The 21,103-nt window shown below is 63.0% G+C and carries 19 protein-coding genes; 5 read left to right on the forward strand and 14 right to left on the reverse strand.

The genetic code is table 11. The features are described 5' to 3' along the window. Nucleotides 1–6 precede the first annotated feature (6 nt). From NCR35_RS13500 to NCR35_RS13515, 4 genes are all read right to left on the reverse strand, one after another. Nucleotides 7–603 carry an FMN-dependent NADH-azoreductase gene (locus NCR35_RS13500; RefSeq protein ID WP_244847310.1) on the reverse strand — a complete coding sequence of 199 codons (597 nt, stop codon included), beginning with the start codon at nucleotides 601–603 and terminating at the stop codon, nucleotides 7–9. A 146-nt stretch (nucleotides 604–749) separates the two neighbouring features. After that, nucleotides 750–2,561 carry a M61 family metallopeptidase gene (locus NCR35_RS13505; RefSeq protein WP_250534741.1) on the reverse strand — a complete coding sequence of 604 codons (1,812 nt, stop codon included), beginning with the start codon at nucleotides 2,559–2,561 and terminating at the stop codon, nucleotides 750–752. 118 nt (nucleotides 2,562–2,679) lie between these two features. Next, the gene (locus NCR35_RS13510; RefSeq protein ID WP_244847311.1) at nucleotides 2,680–3,411 is read right to left on the reverse strand and encodes a DsbC family protein; all 732 of its coding nucleotides are present in this window, start codon (nucleotides 3,409–3,411) and stop codon (nucleotides 2,680–2,682) included. A gap of 79 nt (nucleotides 3,412–3,490) precedes the next feature. Continuing rightward, nucleotides 3,491–4,663: a UbiH/UbiF family hydroxylase gene (locus NCR35_RS13515; protein ID WP_250534742.1), complete on the reverse strand. Its 1,173-nt coding sequence runs from the start codon at nucleotides 4,661–4,663 to the stop codon at nucleotides 3,491–3,493. Nucleotides 4,664–4,874: 211 nt separating this feature from the next. Between NCR35_RS13515 and ychF the strand changes: the two genes are divergently transcribed. Both ychF and NCR35_RS13525 read left to right on the forward strand, forming a co-directional pair. Beyond that, complete coding sequence (gene ychF, locus NCR35_RS13520; protein ID WP_250534743.1) at nucleotides 4,875–5,969, forward strand: redox-regulated ATPase YchF; 1,095 nt, start codon at nucleotides 4,875–4,877, stop codon at nucleotides 5,967–5,969. Between the two features lie 122 nt (nucleotides 5,970–6,091). Next, a complete protein-coding gene (locus NCR35_RS13525) occupies nucleotides 6,092–6,391 on the forward strand; it encodes a DUF3761 domain-containing protein (RefSeq protein ID WP_502801673.1) in 300 nt (99 codons plus the stop codon). Between the two features lie 41 nt (nucleotides 6,392–6,432). Here the strand turns inward: NCR35_RS13525 and NCR35_RS13530 are convergent, their stop codons facing one another. From NCR35_RS13530 to NCR35_RS13560, 7 genes are all read right to left on the reverse strand, one after another. Beyond that, nucleotides 6,433–7,623, reverse strand: coding sequence for an MFS transporter (locus NCR35_RS13530; protein ID WP_250534744.1), 1,191 nt, complete (start codon nucleotides 7,621–7,623; stop codon nucleotides 6,433–6,435). Between the two features lie 550 nt (nucleotides 7,624–8,173). Further along, on the reverse strand, nucleotides 8,174–8,872 hold the full coding sequence (locus NCR35_RS13535; protein ID WP_250534745.1) for an ATP-grasp domain-containing protein: 699 nt from the start codon (nucleotides 8,870–8,872) through the stop codon (nucleotides 8,174–8,176). Nucleotides 8,873–8,888: 16 nt separating this feature from the next. After that, nucleotides 8,889–10,244: an ATP-grasp domain-containing protein gene (locus NCR35_RS13540; RefSeq protein ID WP_250534746.1), complete on the reverse strand. Its 1,356-nt coding sequence runs from the start codon at nucleotides 10,242–10,244 to the stop codon at nucleotides 8,889–8,891. Nucleotides 10,245–10,269: 25 nt separating this feature from the next. Continuing rightward, entirely contained in the window at nucleotides 10,270–11,571 is a 1,302-nt protein-coding gene (locus NCR35_RS13545) for an ATP-grasp domain-containing protein (protein WP_250534747.1), read from the reverse strand. Between the two features lie 62 nt (nucleotides 11,572–11,633). Continuing rightward, nucleotides 11,634–12,383: an iron-containing redox enzyme family protein gene (locus NCR35_RS13550; RefSeq protein WP_250534748.1), complete on the reverse strand. Its 750-nt coding sequence runs from the start codon at nucleotides 12,381–12,383 to the stop codon at nucleotides 11,634–11,636. An 81-nt stretch (nucleotides 12,384–12,464) separates the two neighbouring features. Beyond that, nucleotides 12,465–12,788 (reverse strand): 2Fe-2S iron-sulfur cluster-binding protein, encoded by a 324-nt coding sequence (locus NCR35_RS13555; RefSeq protein WP_250534749.1) that lies wholly within the window; start codon nucleotides 12,786–12,788, stop codon nucleotides 12,465–12,467. 173 nt (nucleotides 12,789–12,961) lie between these two features. Beyond that, on the reverse strand, nucleotides 12,962–13,924 hold the full coding sequence (locus NCR35_RS13560) for a LysR substrate-binding domain-containing protein (protein ID WP_250534750.1): 963 nt from the start codon (nucleotides 13,922–13,924) through the stop codon (nucleotides 12,962–12,964). Nucleotides 13,925–14,146: 222 nt separating this feature from the next. On the opposite strand from NCR35_RS13560, the gene ettA reads away from it, so the two are divergent. Continuing rightward, complete coding sequence (gene ettA / locus NCR35_RS13565) at nucleotides 14,147–15,814, forward strand: energy-dependent translational throttle protein EttA (protein ID WP_250534751.1); 1,668 nt, start codon at nucleotides 14,147–14,149, stop codon at nucleotides 15,812–15,814. A gap of 136 nt (nucleotides 15,815–15,950) precedes the next feature. Continuing rightward, nucleotides 15,951–17,075 (forward strand): DUF748 domain-containing protein, encoded by a 1,125-nt coding sequence (locus NCR35_RS13570; protein ID WP_250534773.1) that lies wholly within the window; start codon nucleotides 15,951–15,953, stop codon nucleotides 17,073–17,075. A gap of 30 nt (nucleotides 17,076–17,105) precedes the next feature. On the opposite strand, the gene NCR35_RS13575 is transcribed toward NCR35_RS13570, so the two are convergent. From NCR35_RS13575 to NCR35_RS13585, 3 genes are read right to left on the reverse strand one after another with little or no spacing between them, the layout of a single operon-like run. Further along, nucleotides 17,106–17,729 carry an HAD family hydrolase gene (locus NCR35_RS13575; protein ID WP_250534752.1) on the reverse strand — a complete coding sequence of 208 codons (624 nt, stop codon included), beginning with the start codon at nucleotides 17,727–17,729 and terminating at the stop codon, nucleotides 17,106–17,108. A gap of 23 nt (nucleotides 17,730–17,752) precedes the next feature. After that, on the reverse strand, nucleotides 17,753–19,582 hold the full coding sequence (locus NCR35_RS13580) for an aminopeptidase P family protein (protein WP_250534753.1): 1,830 nt from the start codon (nucleotides 19,580–19,582) through the stop codon (nucleotides 17,753–17,755). 40 nt (nucleotides 19,583–19,622) lie between these two features. After that, nucleotides 19,623–19,895 (reverse strand): hypothetical protein, encoded by a 273-nt coding sequence (locus NCR35_RS13585; RefSeq protein ID WP_250534754.1) that lies wholly within the window; start codon nucleotides 19,893–19,895, stop codon nucleotides 19,623–19,625. A 305-nt stretch (nucleotides 19,896–20,200) separates the two neighbouring features. Here NCR35_RS13585 and NCR35_RS13590 point away from each other — a divergent pair, with 305 nt between their 5' ends. Further along, nucleotides 20,201–21,013, forward strand: coding sequence for a galactosyltransferase-related protein (locus NCR35_RS13590; RefSeq protein WP_250534755.1), 813 nt, complete (start codon nucleotides 20,201–20,203; stop codon nucleotides 21,011–21,013). The last annotated feature ends 90 nt before the right edge of the window (nucleotides 21,014–21,103 follow it).

The following is a 21,103-nucleotide window of genomic DNA, read 5'->3' on the forward strand; positions in this document are numbered from 1 at the left end:
AGTCGCTTACAGCGCCGCGATCGCCTCGCGCGCTTGCGCCAGCGCCGTGCCGGCCACGTCCGCGCCCATGTTCAGGCCTTCGGCGTAGATGAAGTTCACGTCCGTCATGCCGAGGAAGCCGAGGAACGACTTCAGATACGGCGTCTGCGAGTCATGCGGCGTGCCGACGTACTTGCCGCCGCGCGCCGACACCACGAACACCTTCTTGCCCTTCACGAGGCCTTCCGGACCGTTCGCCGTGTAGCGGAACGTGATGCCGGCCCGCGCGATCTGGTCGAAGTACGCCTTCAGTTGCGACGAGATGCCGAAGTTGTACAGCGGCGCCGCGATCACGACGATATCCGCCGCTTGCAGTTCTTCGATCAGCGCAATGCTCTTTGCGTCGATGGCGGCCTGCTCGGGCGTGCGCTTGTCGGCGGGCGTGAAGAACGCGCCTAGCGTGGCGTCGTCGAGGTGCGGCAGGTTGTCGGCGAGTAGATTGCGCACAACGACCTTCGCGCCCGGATTGCTTTGTTGCAGCTTCGCGGTGAGTTCGTCGGCGAGCAGCGTCGACTGAGCGCCTTGCGAACGCGCGGCGGAATTGATTTGCAGAATCGTCGTCATGATGGCTTCCTTCCTGAGTGGGGAGCGGACGGCAAGCGCGCCCGCGTTAGGAAGCATTTTTCAGTTTTCGACGTTCGGGAAAAAGCGGCGCGGCCGTGAAGGATCGTTGCATCGGTAGAACAATCCTTCGACGGTCGCGCTTCAGATCACCCTTTCAGCCAGCGTTCGCGCCACTGCTTCGACGGACCGCGGCCGTCCATCGCCGTCAGTACATAGCGCGACACTTCCGGCGCGTCGAGCCTGACCTCGGTGCGGCGCAGTTCGTCCCGGCGGAACGCGTGCACCTCGATTCTCGCGCCCGGCAGATAGCGCGACAGCAGCGCGTCCAGATTCGACCCGGTGACGCGCAGGCCGTCGATGGCCACGAGCACGTCGCCTGCCGACAGTCCCGCCTTCTGCGCCGCGCCGCCGTCATGGACGACCGCGAGCGTGCATTCCGGGCCGCCGCGCACCCGCGCCCCGAGCGACGGCTTGCCGGCCGTGCCGTTCGTCGGCATGTCGGGCGCGAGCGCGATGCCGAACGGCTCGAGCAGCGCATCGAGCGGCAGATCGCGCGTGCCGCGCACGCCGTCGCGAAAGAGCGCGCGCAGATCCGCGCCGGTCGCCTCGGTGAACAGTGACTCGACGTCTTCCTCGCGGATGCCGCGCGGCTTGCCGTTGTAGAAGTCGCGGCCGTATCGTTGCCAGAGCAGCCGCATGACGTCGTCGAGCGACTTGCGGTTGTCGGTCTGCGCGCGGATCGACAAATCGAACGCCAGCGCGACCAGCGATCCCTTCTGGTAATAGCTGACGATGGCGTTGGCCGCATTTTCGTCGGCGCGATAGTACTTGACCCACGCATCGAACGAACTCTGCGCGACCGATTGCTTGAGCCGCCCGCTGCCGCGCAGCACGCCGCCGATGGTCTTGCCGAGCAGCGAGAAATAGTCGCCCGCGCTGATGAGACCGCTGCGCACGAGCATCAGGTCGTCGTAATACGACGTGAAGCCCTCGAAAAGCCAAAGCAGCGACGTGTAATTTTCCCGCGACAAATCGTACGGCGCGAACGCCGCCGGCTTGATGCGCTTCACGTTCCACGTATGGAAGTACTCGTGGCTGCACAAGCCCAGATACGTGCGATAGCCGTCCGTCATTTCCGGGCGGCCCTGCACCGGGAGGTCGGTGCGGTTGCAGATGAGCGCCGTCGATGCCCGATGCTCCAGCCCGCCGTAACCATCGCTGACGGCGACGGTCATGAACACGTAGCGGTCCATCGGCGCTTTCTTGGTGCGCGGTTCGAAGAGCGCGATCTGAGCCTCGCACACGCGCTTCAGGTCCGCCGCGAGCCGTTGCATGTCCAGCGCGACGACGCGCCCGGCGATCACGATGTCATGCTTCACGCCGTGCGCGGTAAAGTTGCCGAGCGCAAATTCGCCGAGCGTGACCGGATGGTCGACCAGTTCGTCGTAATTCGCCGCTTCGTAGCTGCCGAAGCCGTAGCGCTTCGTTCCTCGCGATTCGGCGAGCGCCGTCGCCACGCGCCAGTTGCGGTGCGCGCCGCCGGGCGGCGGCTGAATATCCACGACGCACGGCGCGCTCGACTGCCCTTCCACCGCGAGAAAGACGCTGGTGCCGTTGAAGAACCCGACCGTATCGTCCAGATGCGCCGCGCGCACCGACATGTCCCACGCGTAGACTTCGTAGCGCAGCGTGAGCGGGCCGTCGACCGGCGCGGCTTGCCACGCGTGTTTATCCGTCTTTTCGATGGCGACGCGCCGGCCGGCCGCGTTGAACGCCTGCAGCGTCACGATATTGCGGGCGAATTCGCGAATCATGTAGCTGCCGGGAATCCACACGGGCAGCAGGAATCGCTGTCCAGCCGGATCGGGCGCGGCAACCGTCAGCGTCACTTCGAACAGATGCGCCGCCGGGTTCTTCGGAACGATGCTGTAGCGCACCGGTTGCGGGAGCGGAGTCATTGCCATAGTCGTCCTTGTTCTTGTTCTGGGCGTTGCTTCATTGCGCCGGATGCGCAACGGCCAGCCGTAAAACGAAAGGAGGCGCCCTCACGCCTCCTCGTGCCAGATGGGGCCGTGCTCAATGCGCGGCCGAGATTTCCTTTTCCAGCCGGTCGGCAGACACCGCGCCCGGCAGACGGCGGCCGTCCGCGAGGAACACGGTCGGCGTGCCGGAGACGTTCATCGCGTGGCCGAGCTTCAGGTTCTTGTCGATCGCGGCGGTGTCGCATGTGCCGGCGGTGGTCGGCGGTTTGCGGTCGAGCATCCAGCTTTCCCAGCTCATCGCGCGGTCTTTCGAGCACCAGATCGACTTCGACTTCTCGGTCGAATCCGGCGAAAGCACCGGATACAGGAACGTGTACACCGTCACGTTGTCGATGGACTTCAGCGACGACTCCAGTTGCTTGCAATACGGACAGTTCGGATCCGAAAACACCGCGATCTTGCGGCTGCCGTTGCCTTTGACGACCTTCACCGCGTTCTCGAACGGCAGCTTCGCGAAGTCGATCTTGTTGGTTTCCGCCAGGCGCGCTTCGGTCAGATTCTTTCTGCTGCGCGTGTCGACGAGATCGCCGATCATCACGTAGTTGCCGGTCGCGTCGCTATAGACGATTTGCGTGCCGAGGTTCACTTCGTAGAGCCCCGGAATCGGCGTCTTGTCGATGCTCTTGATGGTCGCTTCGCCCATGCGCGTTTCGAGCGTCGATTTGAGCTTGTCGGTGGTTTGATCGGCCTGCGCCGAACAGCCGAGGCCGAGCGTCGCGGCGAGCGTGGCTGCCGTGGCGAGAGCAAGGCGAAGAGTGGTTTTCATGCCGTTTCCCGAGAATGGGGCGACGCGTGACGACCGCGCCCGCCTTGGTGTTGTGAGTTGGACCGTGGAACTTGACGCGTCACCCGAGCGCCGCCGAGACGAGCCAGCGTTTGGCGAGCGGCTGGGCGCCGACGAGCGCCATGCCGGTATTGCGAATCGCCTGCGCGAACGTGCCCGGCGCCGAAAAGAGGCGCTGCATGCCGTCCGTCACGATCGTCAGCTTCTGGATGTCTTCGCGGCGCGCGCGCTCGTAGCGGCGCAGCAGAATCGGATCGCCGAGATCGCGGAAGCCTTCCTTGTTCGCGATGACGTCGGCGAGCGTCGCGACATCGCGCAGGCCGAGATTCATGCCCTGCCCGCACAGCGGATGAATGAGATGCGCGGCATCGCCGACGAGCGCCACGCGCGGCGCGATCAGCCGGTCCACCGTCTGCAGCCCGAGCGGGAAGCCCTGCGCGGGCGTCACGCATTCGAGCGCGCCGAGCGTGTTTTGCGTGGCCTGCTCGACTTGCGCCGCCAGTTGCGCCGGTTCGAGCGCGAGCAGTTCGTCCGCGTGCTCCGTGCGCGCCGACCAGACGAGCGACACGTGATCGCCCGGAAGCGGCAACAGCGCGATGATTTCGGTATCGCGAAACCATTGGTATGCAGTTTCGCCGTGCGGCCGCTCCGCCTTGAAGTTCGCGACGACGCCCGTTTGCCGGTAATCGCGCCGATGCATCTTCGCGCCCATCTGCGCGCGCACCCACGAATGCGCGCCGTCCGCGCCGACGATCAGATCCGTCTGCAGCGTTTCGCCGCTCGACAGCACGACGTGCGCGGCATCGTCGTCGATCGTCATGCCCTGCGCGCGCGCCTCGAACCACGAAAGGCTCGGCTGAAAGCGCAAGGCGGCGTCGAGCGCCTGTTCGATCAACGTCGATTCGACGATCCACGCGAGCTGCGGCACCGAAGCCTGAAAGGCCGAAAAGTGCAGTTCCGCGTGCGTGTCGCCGAACACGCGCATGTCGAACACCGGGCCGAGCCGCGAGCGATCGAGCGCCTGCCACACGCGCAGTCGTTCGAGCAGCGTCTCCGAACTGGACGACAGCGCGTAGATGCGCGAATCGAAGACGGCGCCCGGCGGCAAACCGGCCGCGGGCGGCGCGAGCAGCGCGACGCGTCGCCCGGACCGGGCGAGCGCGAGCGCGGCGGTCTTGCCGACGAGCCCGCCACCGACGACGACCGCGTGAAAGGTCAGGGGATGCGAAGTCATGCGGGCATTATAGCTGCGAGGGTTGCGCGGGTTTTGGCGCTCGCTTAACTGAAACGCCCGGGAAACGCCGGCCCGGCCCGGCGGTACAATACCGGTTTGCCCGGCCGCCCGAGCGGCCGCTGCGCTGGCGGACGCCCTTGTCGCCGCCCGGCGCGCATCGTTTGACGAACCCCGCGCGGCGAAGCGCCGTCTCACCAGTTCGAAGGATTCCATGAGCCTCCAATGCGGCATCGTCGGCTTGCCTAACGTCGGCAAGTCCACGCTTTTCAATGCACTGACCAAGGCGGGGATTGCCGCCGAGAACTATCCGTTCTGCACCATCGAGCCGAACGTCGGCGTCGTCGAGGTGCCGGACGCGCGCCTTCAGGCGCTCGCCGAGATCGTGAAGCCCGAGCGCATCCTGCCGGCGGTCGTCGAGTTTGTCGATATCGCGGGTCTCGTCGCGGGCGCGAGCAAGGGCGAAGGCCTCGGCAACCAGTTTCTCGCGAACATTCGCGAAACGGATGCCATCACGCACGTCGTGCGCTGCTTCGAAGACGAAAACGTGATTCACGTCGCGGGCAAGGTCGATCCGCTGGCGGACATCGAAGTCATCGACACGGAACTCGCGCTCGCCGACCTCGCCACGGTCGAGAAGGCGCTCACGCGCTATTCGAAGGCCGCGAAGTCGGGCAACGACAAGGAAGCGGCGAAGCTCGTCGCAGTGCTCGACAAAGTGCGCGCGCAGCTCGATCAAGCGAAGCCGGTGCGCGCGCTTTCGCTGACCGAAGAGGAGCAGGCGCTCATCAAGCCGTTCTGCCTCATCACGTCGAAGCCGACGATGTACGTCGCGAACGTGAAGGAAGACGGCTTCGAGAACAATCCGTATCTCGACGCCGTGCGTAAGCATGCCGAAGCGGAAGGCGCGCCGGTGGTCGCGGTGTGCGCGGCAATCGAAGCCGAGATCGCCGATCTCGACGACGCCGACAAGCAGGATTTTCTGGCCGACATGGGCATGGACGAGCCGGGGCTGAACCGTGTGATCCGCGCCGGTTTCAAGCTGCTCGGCTTGCAGACCTACTTCACGGCGGGCGTGAAGGAAGTGCGCGCGTGGACGATTCATATCGGCGATACCGCGCCGCAGGCGGCCGGCGCGATCCACACGGACTTCGAGCGCGGCTTCATCCGTGCGCAGACCATTTCGTTCGATGACTACGTCGCGTTCAAGGGCGAGCAAGGCGCGAAGGAAGCCGGGAAGATGCGGGCGGAAGGGAAGGAATACGTCGTGCAGGACGGGGATGTGATGAATTTCTTGTTCAACGTCTGAGCGTCAAAAGTCGTCACAGCGGCTTGATTCGAAAAGCGGAGTGCCTGAAAAATGGCACTCCGCTTTTTTCATGTGCGGACGGCGGCAAAGACCGTCGGGAACAACAACGAGAGACCAGAAAAATGAAGAGACAGCCACGAATCGGCGCGTTCGTCGTCGGTTGCATGATCGCGCTCGCATGCGCACCGGCTCACGCGTACAACCACTACGGCTACAGCCCGCAGCAACCCGACGAATCCGACCTCGACTCACACCGCCACTACCGCAACCACGACGGCAACGTCATCCACTCCCCCGCCCGCTCGCGCTCCGGCGCCGTTCCCGAAGGCGCGAGCGCTCAATGCCGCGACGGAACCTACAGCTTCAGTCAGCATCACAGCGGGACGTGCTCGCGGCATGGGGGCGTCGCGCGGTGGGAATAGGCCGGGAGGTGTCGTGCGCATTTGGCCTAGCCGATTCTCGGCTAGGCCACATCGCGTCGAGCAGTCGCCCGTCGCAGATCGAACGTTGCTATTCCGCCGATGACAGCCATCGCAGAGAAAGCGACGAACGGAACAAACGCACCGCGCTCCCAAGTTTGCGCGTACAGAAGCGCGAGGACCGCGAGCACCGGAAATCCGTATGCATTGCACGATGCAACCGTCTGCCCGACCCGATGTGCGGGTTGCGTCGCGATGAGCTGCCTGCGCAGACTCACACGGAGCAGCCCAAAGCCGATACCACAGACGAAGAATGCAAGCGCCAAGACGGGAAGCAGATAAGGGGCAGCCAACAGCACGACGAATGGCAAGGGGACGCAGCACACAGCCGCCGCAACGAAGCCCCGCCGCATTTGGGTAGGCAGCTGCGCCACGCGCTCATAAGCCACACCAATGCAGGCCATGCCGAGGCCAATGGCAGCGTCGAGAACCGCCGCATGCTCCACCGTTCCATGCCCTTTCGAGTTCGCGACCAGCGGCACCACCATGTTGACGAGCGTGAGGCATGGCCACACCAGCGCGAGCGTCGTCATCACTCTCCAATCAGTCAAGGGCACCGGCTCAGTCGCCTCCGTCATCGCCGCCGCGTTCTCTTCGGTCGCAAGGAGCCGCGGCTCGTTCCATACGATGCGCCGTAGCGCGGGCAAAGTGAACAAGAGCAGCGCCGCCACGTAAAGCACAGCTGCTGCGATGAACGGTGTGGCACTGCCGCCGAGACGAACGAGCCAACCGAGCGGCAGTCCGCCTAGCATGAGGCCGGCCTGCGTGGCGGCGCTTTGCCGTGCGTTGAGTCTGTCGCTCACGCTCTCTGTCAGACTGCTCGCGATCGTGGCTAGAAGTGCATCCCACGCGCCTTCAAGTACGAAAAAAATGGATAACACCGCGAAGTTGATGACTAGCAGCGCGACCGAAAAATGCAAGAAGAGCGTGAATGCCAATGCACACACGGACAACGCAACCATGCCCCAAAGTGTCAGTCTGCCGACATCCACGCGCTCAAGCAGACGGCGCGCGAACGGCGCGGCGATGACCGCGGGGAGGAAACCGCCGATGGCCGAAACCGCGAGTGGCATCGCGCCGCCGTTGGCAGACCTCACGAGATTCCATGCGACTGCGAGAAACAGTAGGCCATTGGCGAATCGATAGATGAACGTAGCCAGTAAGAAGAGATTCATCTGCCCTCCGCGGACGCACGGTGCGGCACCGTTTGTTGGGACGCGGACGCAAACAAGGTTTGTATCCAGTCGCGGGTGTGGCTCGCACAATCAGTCGCAATGACGCCGGCGAGCGGCGTCTCGTGCGCTTGGTAAGTGATGTTTCGAGGCAACGTCGCACCGACGGGCAATTCGTGCCAGTGAACGACGTGTGGACTTCGGCTGAACGCAGCCGCGCCAGCGACGCCAAAGTTGGCCGCATTCCTGAGATGATGCCCCGGGTAGACGAACCACCCGTGCCACTTCGTGCGTGACTTCTCGCAACTGCGAAAGTCACCGCCTCCCCCGAGCAAGATGCGCAGTTCCTGCGACGGCAGATGTATTCCTGTCGCCAATTCAAACGTTCTTACGACATCAGCGCCGCCGACTCGGTTGCCGACCTCGAGAAATACCAACTCGTCGCGCCGTCGGATCGCCTCCAGGTGAAAGCTGCCATTGCAGATGCCGGTAGCCCTCAGTGCGCGTGATACCCAGGCACGGGCGGTGTCATCGAATGGAATGTGAAATGACCCTAGCGGTTCGCCATGGCGAATCGCAGGCAATCACCAACATACTCACTTGCAGTCATCGTGAGGACATGCCCATCTTGCACAAGTCCGTCGAAATGCAGTATCGCCCCTTCGACGAACTCTTCAACCTCGTACTGCGCCGCGTCGCGGTGCCCGGAATCAAGCCCTGGCGCCCCCGAACGGTGTGCGTTGATGGCCGCGTACGCATCCGCGACGCTCGGAAAGACAACCACCTCTTCGCTCGACGCGCCGCTGTGCGGCTTCAGCACCGTCTCGCCCTGCCACGCCGCCTTGCCCTCCGACGAAAGGAAGTCCGGAAGCAGAAGAAAGCGCGGCGCGCTCAGTCCCGCCTCTATCACCGCGGTTTTCATCAGCGTCTTGTCGCGCGCGAGTCGCACCTGTTCGAGCGCCGGGCCGGGCACGCCGAGCCACTCGCGCAGACACGCCGCGTCGAGAAGTTCGTACTCCGACAGCGAGATGATCCGGTCGAACCGTTTCGGCTCGCGAGTCAGCCACGCGCGCGCTTCTTCGAATGCGCTCGCAACACCGGGCCGTTCGAACGTGGCGCAGCGCAACGATGCCGGAAGCGTGTCGAGCGCCTCACGCTTGCCGAAATACGTCACCTCGTGCACGTCGTGATCAACGGCGCGGTGATACTCGATCTTTTGATACGGGATGCGGTGCAGGATTAGAATTCTCATGAGCGTCCCATCGGGGTCACGATGCCAGTTGCACGCCGACTTGCTCCAGTGACTCAAGTTTGTCGTCGGCCGATGTAACGCGCCGCAGCGACTCCGTCCAGCAATCGCGCACGCTCGCCACCACTTCACGAATATCAACGGCATCTGTGTGCAGCGAAATACAGACGCACGCGACGAAATCGCCGTTGTCGCGGGGCACTGCCGGCACGAACCTGCGTTCTTGCCCAAGCCAGTTGAAATCGATAACGCGCAGTGCTTTTTCGGCGAGGCCGTGCCGTTGGCGAGTCGCTGCAAGCGCTTGATTCAGCAGCTCCTCGCCGGGTATTGCCTCCTCCGGTGCGAACCAGCTATCCGCGCCCACGCCTAGCATCACGCTCGCTGCTTGACACGTCGGTGCGAGCACCGATGCTTCGAAGCCAGCGCCGAGCACTGAATCGATCCACAACTGATAAAAATCGACGTGAAACACAGTCTCCGCGAGCGTCCAGATCTTCATGCCGGCGGGGCGGCGGTTTGGCTCAACCACGGCAGCGGACCGGCCGTCGTCGCTCAGCTTGATCTCGTTATGGAAGGGCCCGTCGCGCTGGCCCACGAGCCAATTCGCCGCTTCTCCGGCGCGACGCAGCGTCTCACTTTCGTGCTGACCGAGGCGCGCCGGCACTACCTGCGCCACTTCGACTGGATAACGACCTGACGCGCTGACTTTTTCAGTGACGAACGACAGCCTCCCTACGCCGTCGTATGAGAATTCCCGGTGATAGGGAATGAGTTGTTCGCAAATGACGCCGCTTTCGAGATAGGGCATCACCTCGTTGAGCGCGCTCGTCAGGTCGTCGCCCGACCGGAGCATCACGACGCCGCGATTGTTGCCCTCGCAGGATGGTTTCATGACGAAGCCCTCCGGATGAGCAGCGGCGAAGCGCTTCAAGTCCTCGAGGGTCGCCACGGCCTGGCAGCCGGGAGTCATGATGCGCTGCGCTGCCAATATGTCGCGAAAGCGAGCCTCCGTGCGTCGGTATTCCAGCTTGCTGAATGCGCCGAGCGCGAGTTCGGCGGAGTCGGCGGGCAATCCGAGACGTTTCAGCAGTGCAGCGCCGTTGAATACTGCATTGTCCGAGAATACGATCGCACCGCGCAGAGCATGGCGCCACGGCGAAAGCGCCTCGAAAGCAGCATCGACAAAACCGGGGGAACGTGGATCTAGCGCGATCACATGGTCGCAGAGGCGTTTGTCGTGCTCGCCCGGATTCGCGCGAATCAAAAGCGTCTCGACGTGATAGCGGCGGCGCGCATAGTCGGACATATGCGCGACTTCGGCGACACGAGCTAGGTTGTAGTCGATTATTAGGAACACTGATTTGTTTGTAGTCATGGCGGTCTCTCGTTAGCTTGCGTTCTCAGGCGGCACGTACCGCGTTCGGCTCGGTATAGCGGACTTCGACGGCCTGTTCGGAGATCCGCATCAGCTTCGGCAACGACGCTTCAAGTTCCTGACGAGCGACGCGCCACAACAATTGCCCGATGAACACTTCTCGGGACGCCTGCGTGATTTCGGTTCCCGCAGTGACAAATAATTGACTCAAGATGGGCGCCGGGTCCACGTCACGCACACCGACGTAGTCGAGCTTGCCCCTACGCCCGAAATAGGCCCGGAAAAATGTCGCGTGCTCGTAGGGGGGCGCGCCGTCCGCAGTGAATGAGAGGGACGCGAGGCGGGCCTCGAAGGCGTCGAGCGCACTCTCGCTTCCTGCGCTCGACGCGAGCAACAAGTCGAGCCACAACTCCAGTATGCCGTCCTCGCCGTTCAGCGCCTTTACGCTGGGCGAGATGAGACAGCCGCCGACGCGCGGATTGATTTCGATCAGATCCCAGCGCGTGCCGTCGTGCCGCGCCTCGACGTGAAAGCATCCCCACTTCAGGCCGAGTTGCCGGAAAGTCCGGTCGATCCATTCGATTCCTTCAGCACACACCGCAGCGTCGATGGATATTGGCGGACTCGCGCATGCGTCCTCGAGTACAGTTCCCGCCGTCTCGGTGACTGCGCACTTCTCGTGAATGGCCAACACGTGAACATGCCCCCTCGTCAAGAGCAGTTCGAAGCTGTACTCCCGTCCAGGTATGTAGTCTTCGGCCATGAAAGCGAGGCCCTCGCCGAACGCGGAACGGTACACTTCGTCGATGCGCGCCTCCTGGGCGATGCGTTGAATCGAATCCCATGTCGTGTCCGGACGAAGCGCAAAGGCGCCGTAGGATGCGATCCCGCAGACTGGCTTGATAAAGTAAGGACGTGCCTCGCACTTCAGCACGTCCACGTTGTCTCGCGTTAGTGCTACAGCGCGGGCATGACTCAAGCCCGCCGCAGCGAGCTGGTTCCGGACTGCGAGCTTGTTTCTCAGGAAGTTCACTTGCGACGGGCTCAAGTCGGCGACACCGAGCTTTTCATTGCCGAGCGCCATCAGGCCTCGATAGCCTTCCCATACCGATACGCAAGCTACGACGCGCTCACCCCGTTTCCGCAACTCATCCAAGGCGGCTTCGACGTCATCCGCCGTCAGTGCATCCCAATCGGTGCATAAGAGAGCGTCCGCTTTCGTCGACAATTCCTGTAGCCGCTTCGCCCGGCCAGGCGCCAAAGGCGACGACGACAAGACGAAGCTGCGCAAGCCGCGCGCTTCGAGCGCAGCGATCAGGTCCTCCATGAAGGAAAAGCCGCAGTGGCTAAGAAGCAATACTCCAGTTCTCGTCATCGTCGTGCGCCTCTTCACGCGGCTTGCCGCCGTTCGCCCAAGATTTTGTCGTCGTGGAGTTCCTTGAAGTACATCGCAAGGATGGCTTGGTGCTCGGCGAGGTAACGTTTCAGGTTTTGCACGTCAGCGTCGGAGCGGATCAAATGACGGATCGCTTGCCACACTTCGCCCGGGTGATCGTCGTTGATGTCGGTATGCGAATGCGAAACCTGCCCGCCAATATTCGCCTCGCCGACCGATTGCTTGAGCGCCTCGATCTTCTTCGGCTCGAGCTTCACATTGACATATTCGACCAAGTACGAGTAAGCCACGACGCCAAGAGGTCCTTGGTGATCCAGTAGGTACGAGAAGAAGCCGGTCAGCAGCTTGGTGGACAGATACGGCTCCGTTGCAAGAAACTGCTCGCGTGTCACACCCGCGCGAGCCAGATCCTGTATGAAGAGCTCGTCGTGGAGCATTTCCTCGCGTTCGTAGTTCGCCCAGACTTGCGCCGCCTCCGGGCTGCACTTGGCAATCTCTGCAAGGGCTTTCGACTCCGAAACACGCAGAAGCCGAATTCGCCATGCGGTCTCGATGAGATGGCGCTTGTAGTACCCCGAATCTACCGCTTTGCCTTCGAGGTGCGCAGCATACGGCACGGTCTCGTACCACTGCTCGATCTGGCGATCAATGATCGTATCGATTTCGCTGCGAAGGTTTATCGATGCTGCCGCGGTCAGGAACGGCGTCCTGTGCTCAAGTCCAACGTTTTTTACGCGATTCACTACTTTTGCCTCTTGGAACGTTTGACGAAATGCCGATCGAACGCCGGACTTGTCTCGTCAGGGTGGGAATTGGCCGATTCTTTATTCATCGACTTCGATGCTTTCTGCTAATGGACGCGCCGCCGTGCTAATGGTGACGTCACCGATCAGCCGGCACTGGCAAGCCAGCCGGAATCGCTCGCCCTTATAGCCGAGGTGGTCGAGGAACTCCGCCTCGCGGCCGTGCTTCTCGCCAAGTGCCGCGGGACCATTCAACACCTCTATGACACAGGCGCCGCACGCGCCAGAGCGACAGCCGAATGGAATGCCGTCCTGACCATGCAGCTCGAACTCAAGTTCTGTCAGCGAGCTATTCGCGGGTAGCAGAACTTCCACGTCCTGCGGCACCAACGTTAACTTGAACATTCGACACTTCTCCCGATAGGTCAGACACCTGCAATCGAGCGACGCGCTTCTACACCGATCGCCTTCGCCAGAGCATGTCAGGTCCGAAATTGCAGTCCTAAACGAGTAGTCATCCTATCTAACATCCACACCGTTGACCAATCGAACGTTTGCAGCCTACCTATCGAAATCACTCATCCGTCACGACGTTGCACGGCTGCCGCAGCGGCGTGCCTTATCCAGTCGACGAACCGCTCGATCGGGCCATCCGCCGAACGTTCGGCCGTGACCAGCCAATAGCCGATGCTTCCTTCGTAGACTGAACCTGGAACCGCCTCGACGAGCGTCCGCGCCGTGAGCCGCCTCTCGATCAAGCGGTGCCGGCCCATCGCAATTCCGTGGCCAGAAGCAGCAGCTTCAAGCACGATGTTGTAATCGTGCAGCATAATTCTCGGAACCTGTGACAGATCACATCCAAAGCGGACGCCCCATGCGTCCCATTCGAAGTGACGTTGTGCGTAGGACATAAGCAGCGGTCCCTTCCGCATGGCCGACGCATCTGGAAACGGCCCGTGCGCCGCGAGAAAAGCCGGGCTGCAGACCGGTGACAAGCGCTCCGCCATGAGGAGCGATGCGTTGACGTTCTTCCAGTCGCCCTCGCCGTAGCGGATTGCGACATCCGGCCCCCCCTCGCCCACGTTTGCCAGCTCGATCGACGGCAGTAGTTGAAGATGAATCTCTGGATACATGGCGCTGAAGTCAGCGAGCCGCGGAGCCAGCCAGTGCGTCGCGAATGACGACAGCAAACTGACCCGCAGAAGCGCGCGCGACTCTCGCTTGTTGCGCATCTCGCGCGTTCCCTCGGCGATCCATTCGAGCGCCCGACGTATCTTCGCGTAGTAGATGCTGCCATCGGGCGTCAATTCGATAGAGCGTGTCCGGCGCACGAAAAGCGACGCGCCGAGGTGGTCCTCCAACTTGTGGATCTGGTGGCTCACGGCGCTTTGCGAGACGGCAAGTTCGCTGGCGGCGCGAACAAAGCTTAAATGCCGCGCCACCGACTCGAAAACGCGCAGAGTGAGTAGAGGCGGTAGATCATGCGTGAGAGGTTCGTTGGAGTGTTGCATGTCAAGTAGAACGATAAATGCGTCCGTCAAGGGCTGTGTCATGACGAGCCGATATCATCCTGCATTGCGTCAGACAAGAGAACCGCCGCCGACACGCGGAACGTGAGTGCCCCGGCTCGACGAACGCCCGCGCAGTACAATCACAACCTGTTTACGCCGGGATCGCCACAGAGCAAGAAAGCATCGCGCACGCGCCGATTGTCCGTGCGCCACGCCCCGACTTCGATCAACACATACATTGCACCCATCCAAATGGCCCAATACGTCTTCACCATGAACCGCGTCGGCAAGATCGTGCCGCCGAAGCGTCAGATTCTGAAAGACATCTCCCTCTCGTTCTTTCCCGGCGCGAAGATCGGTCTGCTCGGGCTGAACGGTTCGGGTAAGTCCACGCTCATCCGGATCATGGCGGGCGTCGATAAGGACATCGAAGGCGAAGCGCAGCCGATGCCCAATCTCAACATCGGCTATCTGCCGCAGGAGCCGCAGCTCGATCCGCAGCAGACCGTGCGTCAGGCCGTCGAGGAAGGCCTCGGCGATGTGTTCCAGGCGCAGAAGAAGCTCGACGAGATCTACGCCGCGTACGCCGAGCCCGACGCCGACTTCGACAAGCTCGCCGCCGAACAGGCGAAGTACGAAGCCATTCTCGCGACGAGCGACGGCGGCAGCCCCGAGCAGCAGCTCGAAGTCGCCGCCGACGCGCTGCGCCTGCCCGCGTGGGACGCGAAAATCGAACATCTGTCGGGCGGCGAAAAGCGCCGCGTCGCGCTGTGCAAGCTCCTGCTGCAAAAGCCCGACATGCTGCTGCTCGACGAGCCCACCAACCACCTCGACGCGGAATCCGTCGAATGGCTCGAACAGTTCCTGACGCGCTATCCGGGCACCGTCGTCGCCGTCACGCACGATCGCTACTTCCTCGACAATGCCGCCGAATGGATTCTCGAACTCGACCGCGGCCACGGCATTCCGTGGAAAGGCAACTATTCGAGCTGGCTCGACCAGAAGGAAGATCGCCTCAAGCAGGAAGAAGCGAGCGAATCCGCGCGCCAGAAGGCCATCAAGAAAGAACTGGAATGGGTGCGCCAGAATCCGAAGGGACGTCAGGCGAAGTCGAAAGCGCGTATCGCGCGTTTCGAGGAACTTAATAGCCAGGAATACCAGAAGCGCAACGAGACGCAGGAAATCTTCATTCCGGTCGGTGATCGGCTCGGCAACGAAGTCATCGAGTTCAAGAACGTCACCAAGGCGTACGGCGATCGTCTGCTCATCGACAACCTGAGCATGAAGATTCCGGCGGGCGCGATCGTCGGGATCATCGGGCCGAACGGCGCGGGTAAATCGACGCTGTTCCGCATGTTGACCGGCCGCGAGCAGCCGGATTCGGGCGAGATCATCATGGGGCCGACCGTCAAGCTGGCCTATGTCGATCAGAGCCGCGACGCGCTCGCCGCGGACAAGACCGTCTTCGAGGAAATCTCCGGCGGCGCGGATGTGCTGACGGTCGGCAAGTACGAAACGCCGTCGCGTGCGTATATCGGCCGGTTCAACTTCAAGGGCAGCGACCAGCAGAAGCTCGTCGGCAACTTGTCGGGCGGCGAGCGCGGGCGGCTGCATCTCGCCAAGACGCTGATCGCGGGCGGCAACGTGCTGCTGCTCGACGAGCCGTCGAACGACCTCGACGTCGAAACGCTGCGCGCGCTTGAAGACGCGCTGCTCGAATTCGCCGGCTCGGTGATGGTGATCTCGCACGACCGCTGGTTCCTCGACCGCATCGCGACGCACATCCTCGCGTTCGAAGGCGAATCGCACGTCGAATTCTTCGACGGCAACTATCAGGAATACGAGGCCGACAAGCGCAAGCGTCTGGGCGAAGAGGCCGCGAAGCCGAAGCGTCTGCGGTACAAGCCGATCACGCGTTAATCATGCGATGAACGGCTATGCGCGCCCAATGCGGGCGCGCGCACCGACATCGGCTCCGAAAATGGCGACCGTCTAGCGACCGTCGCCATTTCTGTTTTTGGCGGCACGATAACGCCCAAAAATGGAGACGCATCAGATGGCGGGACGGCGCGCGCAGCGGGGAGCGCGGTGGGCAGTGGGAATCGTCGCGGCGCTGGTCGTCGTGGCGGTCGGCGGCTGGTTCTTCGTCGCGCATCAGATGAAGGAGCGCATCCGCGAGACGCTCGGGCCGAACGGTTCCGTCGATGAAATCGATGTCGGCTTCGGACACATCACCCTCTCGCGCGTGCGGCTGCGCGGCCCGCAGGACTGGCCGACCAGCGATGCGTTGCGCGCCGAGCGCATCGTGCTCGACGTGGACATGCGCGCGGCGCTGTCGAACCGCGTTCACTTGCGCGATGTGAGCGTCGACAACTATTACCTTTCGATCGCCCGTTCCGCCGATGGCCGCATACGCGTGCTGCCCGGTCTGAAGGAAACGGCGCGCGAAGCCGACGCGAAGCCCGGCGACAAAGCCGCCCAACGCGCGGAGGAAGAGAAGTTGATCGACCGCGTGTCGTTCGAGCGCGGCGCGATGGAGTTCTTCGATGCTTCCGTGCGGCAGCCGCCGTATCGCGTGCTGATCAGCGACGCGCGCGCGACCATCGACCATTTGCATCTGCCCGCGCTGACCGACCGCACCGCGCTGTCGATGAACGGCTCGATCAAAGGTCCGTCGCACACGGGCGCCGTGTCGTGGGGCGGCTGGATGGTCATCGCGAATAAGGATTCACAAACGCACGCGATGCTGCGCAGCGTCGATGTTTCCACGCTCGATCCGTATCTGCTGAAGAAAGCCGGCGCGAAGGCCGCGGTGACGGGCGGGACCATCGACATGACCATCGACGCGAACGTCCGCGATTACCGCATCCACGCGCCGGGAACGCTCACGCTGAACCACTTGCAGATCAGCGACGGCGACAGTCCGCTCGACACTTTTCTGTCCATTCCGACCAAAGCCGCGATTGCCGCGCTGAAAGACCGCAAGGAGGAAATCAAGCTGGACTTCGTGCTCGAAGGCGACTTGCGCGATCCGAAGTTCTCGCTCTCGGAGAGTCTGTCGAAGAAGCTCGCGGCCGGCTTCGCGAAGGCGCTCGGTGTGAGCGCGGAAGGCGTGGCGAAAGGCGCGGGCGAAACGGTGAAGGGAATCGGCAACGCGCTGAAGAACCTGCTGGGGCAATAGCGCGCCGCCGTTTGCTTCGCTCGGCGTGGCTCAGACGGGAACGCCCAGCGCGCGCAGCTTCGCTTCCGTTTCCTGCGCGCCGGTGTGATGCACGCCGTGCCAGCCGAGATCCGTCGCGGCTTGCGCGTTGGCCGCGTTGTCGTCGATGAAAACGAGTTCGTGCGGCTGAATGCCCGGCAGATGCTTTTCGATTTCCGCGCGCATCAGCGCGAAAATCTGCGGATTCGGCTTCACCAGCCCGACGCGCCCCGACACCACGATCTCCTTGAAGCGCCGCAGCACGTCAAATCGTTCCCACGCGTACGGGAACGTCTCTGCCGACCAGTTCGTCAGTCCGAAAAGCGGAATGCCGGCGGCATCCAGCCGGTCGACGAGCGCCACGCCTTCTTCCAGCACGCCCGCCACCATTTCGTGCCAGCGCGCATAGAACGCGCGGATCAGCGGCTCGTGTTCCGGGTACAGCGCGACCAGTTCCGCCGTGCCCTCTTCCACGCTTTGCCCGCCGTCCTGCTGCACGACCCAGTCCATCTTGCAGACGTTGTCCAGGAACCAGCGGCGCTCGGCTTCGTCCGGAATCAGCTGCTTGTACAGATATTCCCGGTTCCAGTCGATCAGCACGCCGCCGAAATCGAACACGACTGCTTTGATGGTCATCTCGCGCTGCTCCTGTTCTGGTCTCAAACCGCCTGCGTCCGCTTCTCCAGCCACGCCTTCGCCGCGCCCTCGACATGCGGCGACACGCGCCGGCGCACCGTCTCGTGATATGCGTTGAGCCACGCGCGCTCGTCTTCACGCAAGAGCGACAAGTCGATGCAGCGCGTGTCGATCGGGCACAGCGTCAGCGTTTCGAACGAGAGGAAATCGCCGAACTCGGTTTTGCCCGCGCTCTGGTTCAGCACCAGATTTTCGATGCGGATGCCCCACTTGCCCGGCCGATAGATGCCCGGCTCGATCGACGTGATCATGCCCTCTTCCATGGCCGTCCACGGCTCGGCGGGCGCGTAGTGCGAGATGACCTGCGGTCCTTCATGCACGTTCAGGAAGTAGCCGACGCCGTGGCCCGTGCCGTGGCCGTAGTCCGCGCCCGCTTCCCAGATCGGCGCGCGGGCGATGGAATCGAGCATCGGCGAGCGAATGCCGCGCGGAAAACGCGCGCGCGAAAGCGCAATCGTGCCTTTGAGCACCGTCGTGAAGTCGCGCTTGTGCTCGGGCGTGATGTCGCCCACGGGCACGACGCGCGTGATGTCCGTGGTGCCGCTTACATATTGACCGCCGGAATCGATCAGCAGCAGTCCGTTGCCTTCAATCACCGAATGCGACGCCTCCGTCGCGCGGTAGTGCGGCATCGCGCCGTTCGCGTTGAAGCCCGCGATCGTGCCGAAGCTCAGCGTGACGAAGCCGGGCCGCCGTGCGCGCGCCGCCGTGAGCTTCTCGTCGATGGTCAGTTCCGTGATGCGCTCGTGCCCCAACGCGTCTTCGAACCATGCGAAGAATTCGGCGAGCGCCGCGCCGTCCTGCTCCATCGTCGCGCGAATGTGCTCGGCCTCCGCCGCCGTCTTGCGGGATTTCGCGAACGTCGACGGATTCACCGCTTCGACGATCTTCACCGCCGACGGCACTTTCTCCAGCAAGCCGTGCGTGATGCGGCGCGGATCGACGAGCAGCGTCGAGCCGGCCGGCAGCGAAGCGAGCGCCTGCATTGCGTCCGCGTACGGGGCGACGCGCACGTTGTCGCGGGCGAGCGTGGCTTTCAGCGCGTCGGGCACCTTGCCGTCGGCGACGAAGAGCGTGGCGTCGTCCAGACCGACGAGCGCGTGCGCGACGAACACCGGGTTGTAGCTGACATCCGCGCCGCGCAGGTTGAAGAGCCACGCGAGGTCGTCGAGCGTCGAGACGAAATGCCACTGCGCGCCCTTCGCCCGCATGGCTTCGCGGACGTGCGCCAGTTTCTCGGCGCGGCCGACGCTCGCGTGCGGCGCGGCGTGTTCGTAGACGGGCGCATCCGGCAGGCCGGGACGCTCGGGCCAGACGGAATCGAGCACGTCCACGTCGGTGCGCAACACAATGCCGCGCGCCGTCAGCGCATCGGCCAGCGCGCGCGCCGCCGCCACGCCGAGCACCGCGCCATCCACCGCGACGACGCCGCCCGACGGCACGTTCTCCGCGAGCCATTCGACGTGCGGCGCGGTCTGCTGCCCGCCCATCATCTTCATCAGCGCGATGCCGGTGCCGGCCAGTTGTGCTTCCGCCTGCGTCCAGTAGCGGCTATCGACCCAGACGCCCGCAAAGTCTTTCGTCACGACGAGCGTTCCCACCGAGCCCGTGAAGCCCGACAGCCATTGGCGGCCCTGCCAACGCTCGGGCAAATATTCGGAAAGGTGCGGATCGGCCGACGGAACGAGAACGGCGTCGATGCGCTCCGCTGCCATCCTGCTGCGCAGCGTGTCCACGCGCGCGGCGAATGTCGAGGGATCGGGAACAGCGGATTGTGCGATGCGGTCGTTCATGAATCACCTGCCGAAAGTGGCGAATAAAGATACGAAAACCTCAGCGGCGCGCGGCCAGTCCGACGGTCGCCGTCACGGCGATGAGCGCGAACAGCGTGCAGGCGAACCATTCGAGCGTCTCGCCGTCGTGATAGACATCGACGACATTGCCGAACATGCGCGCAACCACGGTGGCGATGATGCCCGCGACGATTGCGGCCCACACGCGCCCCGCCGCGCCCCGACCGACGCGCCCTGCCCGCCGCAGCGGATGCAGCCACCAGCCTGCCGCGCCGATGACCGCGCCAAGAAAAATCAAGCCGACCCAGTTCATCGGGACGCTGCTCCACTGCTCTGAAGAAGTAAAACGGCGCGCGGCGCCGGACGTAAGCGAACGAGTTTAGGGGGCCGGGTTGGCGAAGGCAAGCGCCCGGAAGGCGGCATATCGGTTCAGTTTCGCGATTTGTTTCTGCGAATATGCCTAAAAATGAAACGTCGCGCGAGTGCTAAACTCCGAAATACATTTCGCGCCGAGAAGTCAATCGAATAACGTTGATTCGCGGGCTAGCGATTCTTTCGGTCAAATGTTGTCGCGCTGAAAGCCGAGGCATTTGTCCGCGAAAGGTTTTACAAAGCATCATGAGCGGCAACAATCTGATCTCTCTCGGCGGTCTCGAACTGATTATGACTTATCGCGGCGCTACGCAAGAGCGGCGCGAGAATCTGCGCGGCGTCCTGCGCCATCTCGACCTCACTTACTGCGATTACGTGCTGTATCTGATGGAAGCGGACGCGACGCCGACCTTTCACTGGTCCGGTTTGGGCGACGATAAAATCCGTCACGTATTCATTCGCGACGACGGGCCTTTTCCCAAAGCGAAACTCTGTAATCTCGGCGCGCGTTTATGCACCGGCAATATCATTTGCTTTCACGACGCGGATATGATCGCCAATCCGGAATACATGCTCATCAGCCTCAAGTCGCTGAGAGACGGAACAGCGAGCGATGCGTTATGCCCGTTCCTTCGCGTCATCAATATCACGGGCGATTATCGGAGCAACTTCATCCGGTCCGGAAACTACGCGGCACTGGAGAAGCACCTCGAATCCGATTTACCGGATGGAATGGAAGTGCTCTACGAAAATACGCCGGGCGCAATCGTGCTGATGAAGCGGTCCGAATACATGCGCGTGGGCGGTTACGATCCGCGCTTCACCGGCTGGGGCGGCGAAGACGACGATCTGCTCACGCGCGCGACGCGCCTCGGCGTGCGCTGGCATTCCATTCCCGAATCGCGGGCGGCGTTGTTCCATCTGCATCACGACGCCACTTCGCGCCAGGACGCGATCGCCGCCGCGCAGCGCAATCGCCAAGCCGCCGCCGAAACGCACGCGATGCCGCTTCCCGAACTCGAAGCACGCGCCGCCCAACTCGCCCGATATTTCGGATAAGCGTCGCTGCGGTCGATTGTCGCGCCGAACGACGCCGGATTTTCCGCGAGCCCCGCGCCGCCGTCCACGGTCCGTCCCCGAATGCCGCCT

It is taken from the genome of Caballeronia sp. AZ10_KS36 (assembly GCF_023631105.1).
Lineage (GTDB): Bacteria > Pseudomonadota > Gammaproteobacteria > Burkholderiales > Burkholderiaceae > Caballeronia.

What these genes read in the sequence shown, in the direction of transcription:
- NCR35_RS13500 (WP_244847310.1), bottom strand. Translation starts at nt 603, where the DNA reads ATGACGACGATTCTGCAAATCAATTCCGCCGCGCGTTCGCAAGGCGCT.
- NCR35_RS13505 (WP_250534741.1), bottom strand. Translation starts at nt 2,561, where the DNA reads ATGACTCCGCTCCCGCAACCGGTGCGCTACAGCATCGTTCCGAAGAAC.
- NCR35_RS13510 (WP_244847311.1), bottom strand. Translation starts at nt 3,411, where the DNA reads ATGAAAACCACTCTTCGCCTTGCTCTCGCCACGGCAGCCACGCTCGCC.
- NCR35_RS13515 (WP_250534742.1), bottom strand. Translation starts at nt 4,663, where the DNA reads ATGACTTCGCATCCCCTGACCTTTCACGCGGTCGTCGTCGGTGGCGGG.
- ychF (WP_250534743.1), top strand. Translation starts at nt 4,875, where the DNA reads ATGAGCCTCCAATGCGGCATCGTCGGCTTGCCTAACGTCGGCAAGTCC.
- NCR35_RS13525 (WP_502801673.1), top strand. Translation starts at nt 6,092, where the DNA reads ATGAAGAGACAGCCACGAATCGGCGCGTTCGTCGTCGGTTGCATGATC.
- NCR35_RS13530 (WP_250534744.1), bottom strand. Translation starts at nt 7,623, where the DNA reads ATGAATCTCTTCTTACTGGCTACGTTCATCTATCGATTCGCCAATGGC.
- NCR35_RS13535 (WP_250534745.1), bottom strand. Translation starts at nt 8,872, where the DNA reads ATGAGAATTCTAATCCTGCACCGCATCCCGTATCAAAAGATCGAGTAT.
- NCR35_RS13540 (WP_250534746.1), bottom strand. Translation starts at nt 10,244, where the DNA reads ATGACTACAAACAAATCAGTGTTCCTAATAATCGACTACAACCTAGCT.
- NCR35_RS13545 (WP_250534747.1), bottom strand. Translation starts at nt 11,571, where the DNA reads ATGGAGGACCTGATCGCTGCGCTCGAAGCGCGCGGCTTGCGCAGCTTC.
- NCR35_RS13555 (WP_250534749.1), bottom strand. Translation starts at nt 12,788, where the DNA reads ATGTTCAAGTTAACGTTGGTGCCGCAGGACGTGGAAGTTCTGCTACCC.
- ettA (WP_250534751.1), top strand. Translation starts at nt 14,147, where the DNA reads ATGGCCCAATACGTCTTCACCATGAACCGCGTCGGCAAGATCGTGCCG.
- NCR35_RS13570 (WP_250534773.1), top strand. Translation starts at nt 15,951, where the DNA reads ATGGCGGGACGGCGCGCGCAGCGGGGAGCGCGGTGGGCAGTGGGAATC.
- NCR35_RS13575 (WP_250534752.1), bottom strand. Translation starts at nt 17,729, where the DNA reads ATGACCATCAAAGCAGTCGTGTTCGATTTCGGCGGCGTGCTGATCGAC.
- NCR35_RS13580 (WP_250534753.1), bottom strand. Translation starts at nt 19,582, where the DNA reads ATGAACGACCGCATCGCACAATCCGCTGTTCCCGATCCCTCGACATTC.
- NCR35_RS13585 (WP_250534754.1), bottom strand. Translation starts at nt 19,895, where the DNA reads ATGAACTGGGTCGGCTTGATTTTTCTTGGCGCGGTCATCGGCGCGGCA.
- NCR35_RS13590 (WP_250534755.1), top strand. Translation starts at nt 20,201, where the DNA reads ATGAGCGGCAACAATCTGATCTCTCTCGGCGGTCTCGAACTGATTATG.